General features: G+C 66.3%; 6 protein-coding genes. 4 read left to right on the top strand and 2 right to left on the bottom strand.

The window, feature by feature from the left end; all coding sequences use genetic code 11:
* The first annotated feature begins 3 nt into the window (after window positions 1-3).
* Entirely contained in the window at window positions 4-1,365 is a 1,362-nt protein-coding gene (locus JWR89_RS00395; RefSeq protein ID WP_299710330.1) for a carbohydrate porin, read from the top strand.
* A gap of 195 nt (window positions 1,366-1,560) precedes the next feature.
* Here JWR89_RS00395 and JWR89_RS00390 read toward each other — a convergent pair whose 3' ends face one another.
* Window positions 1,561-1,782 carry a hypothetical protein gene (locus tag JWR89_RS00390; protein ID WP_299710328.1) on the bottom strand — a complete coding sequence of 74 codons (222 nt, stop codon included), beginning with the start codon at window positions 1,780-1,782 and terminating at the stop codon, window positions 1,561-1,563.
* A 169-nt stretch (window positions 1,783-1,951) separates the two neighbouring features.
* Here JWR89_RS00390 and JWR89_RS00385 point away from each other — a divergent pair, with 169 nt between their 5' ends.
* Complete coding sequence (locus JWR89_RS00385; protein ID WP_299710326.1) at window positions 1,952-2,749, top strand: alpha/beta fold hydrolase; 798 nt, start codon at window positions 1,952-1,954, stop codon at window positions 2,747-2,749.
* A complete protein-coding gene (locus JWR89_RS00380; protein WP_299710324.1) occupies window positions 2,746-3,711 on the top strand; it encodes a tripartite tricarboxylate transporter substrate binding protein in 966 nt (321 codons plus the stop codon). The genes JWR89_RS00385 and JWR89_RS00380 overlap by 4 nt, the downstream gene beginning before the upstream one ends.
* A gap of 367 nt (window positions 3,712-4,078) precedes the next feature.
* On the opposite strand, the gene JWR89_RS00375 is transcribed toward JWR89_RS00380, so the two are convergent.
* Window positions 4,079-4,936, bottom strand: a complete 858-nt coding sequence (locus JWR89_RS00375; protein ID WP_299710322.1) for a VOC family protein — start codon at window positions 4,934-4,936, stop codon at window positions 4,079-4,081.
* 115 nt (window positions 4,937-5,051) lie between these two features.
* Here JWR89_RS00375 and JWR89_RS00370 point away from each other — a divergent pair, with 115 nt between their 5' ends.
* On the top strand, window positions 5,052-6,356 hold the full coding sequence (locus JWR89_RS00370) for an FAD-binding oxidoreductase (RefSeq protein ID WP_299710320.1): 1,305 nt from the start codon (window positions 5,052-5,054) through the stop codon (window positions 6,354-6,356).
* Window positions 6,357-6,607 lie beyond the last annotated feature (251 nt).

Raw genomic sequence — 6,607 nt, 5'->3', positions numbered from 1 at the left:
ATCATGCCGACACCATGGCCAGCCAGGATGCGCGCGGCGGCGATCGCGGCGATCTGCCTGCTGTTCGCGCATGCGGCACCGGCGCGCGCCGCCGAATTCGTCGCCAGGGCCGAGGTTGCCGCGAAGGATGCCAAACAGATTCTCGCCGACTGGGGCATCGGCTTTTCCGCAACCTATATCGGCGAGGCCCTCGGCAATGCCTCCGGCGGCATCCGCCGCGGCGCGATCTATACCGGGCGGCTCGATCTCGGCACCGACGTCGATCTCGAACGGCTGATGGGCTGGAGCGGCGCGACCTTCCACGCCAACATCTATCAGATCCATGGCGACGGACTATCGCGCGATTATATCGGCAACCTGATGCTGGTGAGCGGCATCGAGGCGCTGCCGGCGACGCGGCTGTACGAGATGTGGATCGAGCAGTCGCTGTGGGGCGGCCGGCTGATGATCAAGGTCGGCCAGCAGCCCTCGGACATCGAGTTCATCGACAGCAAGTACGACGACGTGTTCGCCAATTCGGCATTGGGCTGGCCGGGTATCACCGGGGTGATCCTGCCGAGCGGCGGGCCATCGCCGCCGCTGGCGGTGCCGGGCATTCGCCTCAAGGCGCAACTGACCGAGCGCCTCACCGCCTATTTCGCGGTGTTCGATGGCGACGCCGCGCCGGCCGGCCCGCAGGACCCGCAGATCAAGAACCCCCACGGGCTGCTGTTTCGCGTCAACGACCCGCCATGGTTCATCGGCCAGCTCAAATACGGTTTTGAGCTCGGCGCGGCGTCGCTGCCGGGTTCGATCACCGGTGGCGCCTGGTATCACATGGGCACGTTCGACGACCAGCGCCTGACCGCGCAGGGCCTCTCGCAGGCCGATCCCGCCGGATCCGGCGAGCCCGCCAACCTGCGGCGCAACCAGGGCATCTTCGCGGTCTACGAGCAGAAGCTGGCGCACAGCGCGCTCGATCCGCAGAAGGGTATCGGCTTTTTTGCACGCGCCTCGGTCAGCCCGTCCGACCGCAACCTGGTCAGCGTCTATATCGACGGCGGCGTGCAGGTCACCGGCTTCAGCGAGCGCAGGCCGAACGACAAGATCGGCGCGGCGATAACCTATGCGCGGATCTCCGACGGCGCGCGGCAGTTCGACCGCGATATCCGGGAGTTCACCGGGATCGCCACGCCGGTGCGCGACTTCGAGGCCATTGTCGAGCTGACGTATCTGGCGGAGGTCAAGCCGGGGGTTTTGGTGCAGCCGCTGTTTCAGTACGTCATGCACCCCGGCGGCGGCGCGGTCGATCCCAACGACCCCGCGCAGACCCGGCGCATCAAGGACGCCGCGGTGTTCGGCGTGCGGACGACGATTAATTTTTAGAGGGGGATGCGTTTGGACTGAAGCGGTGGATCGTGTCCCGGACGCGGTGCGGCGCGAAGTGCCGCTCCGCAGATCCGGGATCCCGCTTTCTTAAAAAACAACCGGGACCCCGGATCTGCGTCGCACCACGCCACTGCGTGGCGTATTGCGCCGCGTCCGGGGAACGAACCGAATCAGAACCCAGCCACCCCGCGCCTACGCCGCCAGATCCCACAATCGCGGCGAGCCGCGCAGCATCACGGCGCGGCCTTTCGAGGTGAGCCGCGGTGCGCCGTCGGACAGCGTCACCAAATCAAGCACAACGAGCTGTTCCACGATGTAGCCGTTCGGCTTGCGGGCCGGAACCATGGCCGGGCGCAGCGCGCGCAAGACGTCCCACTGGTCGCTGGTCAGATCGTGTTCGATGTCGGTATGCATTGTGTCCTGCGTCGTATGTCTGGCGCCGGCTTACGGGCCAAGCGTGAAACTGGTGCGACGGCACGGTGTCCGTATTGGGTCTTCGACAGCTTTCGCCGGCGTGACGGCAACCGACCGGGCGCAGGCACGTTAATTGCTAATCACATCTGCGAAATGGATCATCAACTTCATGCCCATTGCGATAAGACACGGTGCTTCTCTGTCCTGGGAGAAGCAGGGAGACGGCCCTGCGCTGATTCTCGGCGCGGGGCTGGGCGGCGTCGGCGCCTATTGGGCGCCGAACATGGCGGCGCTGACGGCGCATTTTACGGTCTACCGGTTCGACCAGCGCGGCACCGGAGGCTCGAGCCGGGAGCCGGTCGTGTCGGTCGAGCAGATGTCGGCCGACCTGATCGCGGTGATGGACGACGCCGGGCTGGAGCGCGCGATGTATCTCGGCCATTCCACCGGCGGCGCGATCGGCGTGGCGACGGCGCTCGACTATCCCGACCGAATCTCCGCGATGATGATCTATGCCAGCACCACCCATGGCGACGCCTACCGCCGCAAGATCCTCGGGCTGCGCTCGCGGCTGTTCGGCGAGCTGGGGGTCGCGGCCTATGCCGGATACAGCACGCTGCTGCTGTATCCGCCGTACTGGATCAATGCCCATCAAGAAGAGATCGCCGCCTCCGAGCGCGCCGCGCCGGACCAGCTCGGCAGCGCCGACATCCAGGTCAGCCGCTTCGAGGCGATCCTCAATTTCGACCGCCGCGCCGAACTGTCGCGCATCGCGATTCCGACCCTGGTGGTGTGCGCCGAGGACGATATCTTGACTCCGAAATACTTTTCCGAAGAATTCGTCCGGCTGATCCCCGGCGCGCGCGGGCATTTTGTGGCGCGCGGCGGCCATGCGCTGTCGCGCACCGAGCCCGAATTGTTCAACGAGATCGCGATTGAATTCTTTCAGGGAGCCTCGACCGGATGAACATTTTGCGCATCGTACTGTCGGTCGCCATCCTGTCGTTCGGCACCGCGGCCCGCGCCGAGGAATGGCCGTCGCGCAATTTGCGCATCCTGGTGCCGTTTCCGGCCGGCGGCAGCGCCGACACCCAGGCGCGCTCGATTGCCGACGAATTGTCGAAGCGGCTGGGCCGACCGGTGGTGATCGAGAACAAGCCCGGCGCCGGCGGCAATCTCGCCGCCACCGAGGCGGCCCACGCCGCGCCCGATGGCTACACGTTGTACATGGCGACCACGGGGACGCACGCCGCCAACGTCAATCTGTACGACAAGCTGTCCTACGACCCGGTGCGCGACTTCCAGCCGCTGACCCTGGTGACGATCTATCCGCAGGTCATCGTGCCCGGCGAGCGTTTCAAGAGCCTCGACCTTCCCGGTCTGATCGCGGCCATCAAGGCGAACGGCGACAAGCTCAATTTCGGCTCCTCCGGCGTGGGCTCGCCGACCCATCTCGGCGGCGAATTGTTCAACCGCGAGACCGGCACGCATCTGATGCACGTGCCGTATCGCGGCCAGGGCCCGGCGATCACCGACCTGCTCGGCGGCCGGCTCGACATGATGTTTCCCTCGATCCCCGATGCGCTGGGCCAGCTGCAATCCGGCCAGATGCGCGCCATCGCCATCATGGCCTTGAAGCGCTCGCCGGTGCTGCCGGATGTGCCGACGACCAAAGAGCTGGGCTATCCGACATTGCTCAGCGCGATCTGGGCCGGGCTCTACACCACCGCCGGCACGCCGAAGCCGGTGGTCGATCGCCTCAGCCAGGAGCTCGCGGCAATCGTCGATTCGCCAGGCTTCAAGGACAAGTTCGAGGCGATGGGATTTGAGGTGAAATCATCGACGCCGGACGAGCTCGGCGCGTACGCGGCATCGGAGACGAAGCGCTGGGGCGAGATTATCAAGGCGCTGGATATCAAGCTGAACTGAAGGCATTTTTTCTTTGAGATGACTCGATTCACCCGCAGCCGTCATTGCGAGGAGCGAAGCGACGCGGCAATCCAGAGCCACAAGCAAAGACTGGATTGCTTCGTCGCAAGGGCTCCTCGCAATGACGGGCTTGAGGGTCAGTTCATTCCGAAAACGCGCCAGCGCGGGATTGAGCGTTGGACTCTTGTCCCGGACGCAGTGCAATGCGCCGCCGCTTGGCGGCGTAGTGTGCTGCAGAGCCGGGACCGCCCCAAACGCCGGTGCTTGGTACGGTCCCGGATCTGCGGAGCGGCACTTGCGGCGATGCAAGGGCATCGCCTGACGCGCCGCACCGCGTCCGGGAAACGGACAGCGCTTCTCTACCCGCTCACCCCGCCACAAACGCCAGCAGCACGCCGTTGGCGGCGGCGGGCGGCACGACCACGCCGGCTTCGCTGCGGCTCCCGGCAGCACCGACCGCTTTCTCCGCCGCATCGAGATCACCGGCGACGAACACCAAAGCCGCGCCGCCGCGCGCCGGGGTGCCCTCGAGCGACACGCCGGGGGATTGCCTGGCGAGCAGCTCCTTCGTGACGAATACGAAATCGGCGCGGTCCGAGCCGGACGGCACCGTGACGGCGCCGTCGGACTCCGTGCGGGTGTCGCCGGCGATCATCTTGGCGAGATGCTTGGCGTCCGCCTCCGGCTCCGGCGTCACGATGATGACGCGCTTGAGGCGCTGCGCGGTGTTGGCGTGCTTCTGCAACTCGGGAATCCACACCGTCTCGCGGGTCTTGTGCTGGCAGGCGAAGATGCGGATGCCGCCGGGGGCTTCATTCACCGGCCAGTGAAACACGCGAAATTTCGCGGCGCTCTCGCTGCCGTCGGGCATCGTCACCGGGCGTTCGAAATCGGTCGGGCCGACCGCCGCATAGCCCATCGCGCGGATCTCTTCGGCGCCGGCGGCGGAATCGATCGCGGTGAAGGCGACCCGCTCGATGCCCTGGCCGTTCTTTGCGATGAAGGCGCGCATCGGCGCGTTGTGCTCGGTCTCGGCGATCACGCCGAGCAGTTCGACATAATCGGGGCCGAGCATGATGGTGTAATTGCCGGAGCCCATCTTGGCGCTGTGGGTGCCGCGCGGCGAGATGGTGAATCCGAGTTTTTTCCAGCCCTCGGCTGCGGCATCGAGATCCTGGACGGCGATCACGGCGTGGTCGATTCCGACGATGTTCTTCAGCTTCACGATGTCTACCTTGCAATGGATGTGCTTGATAAACTAGGCGGATCGCGCCCATGCTGCAAGGGAGCGAGGTCGCGCACGCGACGCGAGGCGATACGGAATTCAGGAAGGCGCGACGATGGATAACGGCAAGGTCGAGTGGCCGAATTCGCTATGGGCGGCGGCTACTCCGGAAGGGCCGGCGCTGCCGGCGCTCGAAGGCCATGTCGAGGCCGACGTGGTGATCATCGGCGGCGGCTTCACCGGCCTTTCCACCGCGCTGCATCTGCGCGAGGCGGGCATCGATGTCGTCGTGGTCGAGGCGATGGAGCCGGGCTGGGGCGCCTCGGGACGCAACAACGGCCAGGTGATCCCGACCTTGTCGCGGCCCGATCCGGACGACATCGTCAAACAGCACGGCGCGGCGGGTGAGCGCTTCGTCGCATTGCTGCGCGACAGCGCGTCGATCCTGTTCGATCTGGTCCGGCGTTATCAGATTTCCGCGGAAGCCGAGCAGGCCGGCTGGGTGCAGCCGGTGCATTCGCCGGGGCGTATCAAGATCGCGGAGCGCCGCGTCAGGCAATGGTCGAAGCTCGGCGCCGATGTCGAGATTTTGTCGCGCGAGCAGACGCGGGCGATGTTGGGCTCCGACGCCTGGTATGGCGGCTTCTGGAATAAAACCGGCGGCCATATCAATCCGCTGGCGCTGGCGCGCGGGCTGGCGCGCGTGGTGCTGGCGCAGGGCGGCCGGATCTTTGCGCGCTCGCCGGTGGCAAGTTATGCGCGGCAGGGCGATCGCTGGATCGTCACCACGGCAAACGGCACGATCAGCGCCCGCGCGCTGGTGCTCGCGTCGAATGCCTACACCGGGGAATTCTCCAAGACGCTGTCGCCGGCGATCGCGTCTGAAGTGATGCCGGTGCTGTCGTGGCAGATGGCGACGCAGCCGCTGTCCGATGCTGCGCGAAAAACCATCATCCCGGGCCGGCAGTCGATGTCGGACACCCATGGCGAATTGTACTTCGCGCGCTACGACGCGCGCAATCGCCTGGTCACCGGCGGCAACGTGATCGGCCCCGGCGACAAGGCGGCGAATTTGCGCACCATGGTGGCGGCGCGCTTGCAGCGGCTGTGGCCGGAGATCGGCGAGGTCAAGTTCGACTACGTCTGGAACGGCTATGTCGGCATGACCACCGACTTCATGCCGCGCATCCATCGCCTCGGGCCGATCGCGTTCGGCTGGACCGGTTGCAACGGCCGCGCGGTGGCGCTGTCGATCGCGCTCGGCGGCGAGCTGGCGAAAGCTGTGCAGGGCGTGCCGGAGCGCGATCTGGCGCTGCCGTTCACCGAGCCGGTGGCAATTCCGGCCCACGGCCTGATGCGGCTGGTCGCGCCGTTGATGCTGATGGTGTACCGGCGCAGGGATGCGAAGGAGAGGGTGTAGCAGGGGGGAGCTTCTTTTCCCTCCCTCCAGCGCGGCGAAGCCGCGCGCAGTGGGGAGGGTGGCGCGTGTGAGAGCGAAGCGAACACACGTGACGGGTGGGGTGCCCCACAAAGCGTAGCGATTGTCGCGCCACCCCCACCCGGCTTCGCTCTGCGAGCTTCGCCGGGGCAAGCCCCCAACCATTCTCCGCAAGGGGGAGGGGAGCTACAGCGTTTCGGGCGCAACGACTAAGCTTTCCGCACCGACAATCG

This window comes from Tardiphaga sp. (assembly GCF_028290785.1).
In the GTDB taxonomy this organism is placed as follows: Bacteria; Pseudomonadota; Alphaproteobacteria; order Rhizobiales; family Xanthobacteraceae; genus Tardiphaga.
Note: the sequence above shows the minus strand (reverse complement) of the source record. Positions and strands in the feature narration are given on the sequence as shown.

Bases quoted from the DNA above. Each gene is read 5' to 3' on its own strand.
- JWR89_RS00370 (WP_299710320.1), top strand. From the start codon at position 5,052: ATGGATAACGGCAAGGTCGAGTGGCCGAATTCGCTATGGGCGGCGGCT.
- JWR89_RS00390 (WP_299710328.1), bottom strand. From the start codon at position 1,782: ATGCATACCGACATCGAACACGATCTGACCAGCGACCAGTGGGACGTC.
- JWR89_RS00385 (WP_299710326.1), top strand. From the start codon at position 1,952: ATGCCCATTGCGATAAGACACGGTGCTTCTCTGTCCTGGGAGAAGCAG.
- JWR89_RS00380 (WP_299710324.1), top strand. From the start codon at position 2,746: ATGAACATTTTGCGCATCGTACTGTCGGTCGCCATCCTGTCGTTCGGC.
- JWR89_RS00395 (WP_299710330.1), top strand. From the start codon at position 4: ATGCCGACACCATGGCCAGCCAGGATGCGCGCGGCGGCGATCGCGGCG.